Source organism: Dellaglioa sp. CoH-55-MRSF-7, assembly GCF_056782235.1.
Map to the genome: position 1 here is coordinate 1 of NZ_JBXAYI010000025.1, position 795 is coordinate 795.

1 protein-coding gene is annotated in these 795 nt (G+C 52.2%); it reads left to right on the forward strand.

What is annotated here, in order from left to right; all coding sequences use genetic code 11:
- The coding region (locus AC1RPU_RS07645; RefSeq protein WP_481769589.1) for a hypothetical protein at positions 1-701 on the forward strand (701 nt) is incomplete at its 5' end.
- Positions 702-795 lie beyond the last annotated feature (94 nt).

Here is a 795-nt window from a genome sequence, read left to right on the forward strand (position 1 = left end):
GCCAACTACCTATCGTTGGTCCAGGTTCTACGCAAACACCATCTCCAACATCGGGCTCCATTCTATCGAATGTTGGGGCCGCGCTAGGTGACGTGTTGAAGTCGAGCATGGGCGGTGCGGTCAGCACGAGCAGCTCAGCGCAACTTCCGTGGTATTTCGTGGAAGGTGCTACATGCCCACTCCGGGTCTACGATCAAGTAACGATCTTTCGCGAAGGTCGTGATCGTAAGTACCCATCGAAGTACAGCGTAGATAACCTGCGTCTCGATATCTATTCGGACTCTTCCAACCAAGCATTCAAGTACCTACAGGCGTGGAACAATACGATTCTCACGCCATTTGGTGCCACGGCAGCTGCCACGATGGGCGGTGGTTGGGGACGCCCGTCGGACTACAAGAAGCCAATCTTCGTGTATCTGTTGGACGTGACTAACTCCGTGGTTGCCGTCATTGAATATGTTGAGTGTTGGCCCATGACGGTCGAGCAATATACTTTGGAGTCCGGAGCAAGTACACGGATCGTCAACCGCGTAACGTTCTCAGTCGGTGACGTATTCATAAATCTGGCAAACGTCTCGTCTGACCTAATCAGTGAGGTGGTGTTCAACGCTGGTCAAAGTTTGGTCAACGGAGTGGTGAACACCGTTTCGCAGACCGCTATCAACTCGCCTGGGGGTGCTCTCGATAGCATCCTAGGATAATCACAATGATCGACACAAAAAACTACGTACCTCAGTCGAAGACCACATCGTTCGATGCGTTTCCGGCAGATAAGCAAGAGCGCATGGCTCAGAT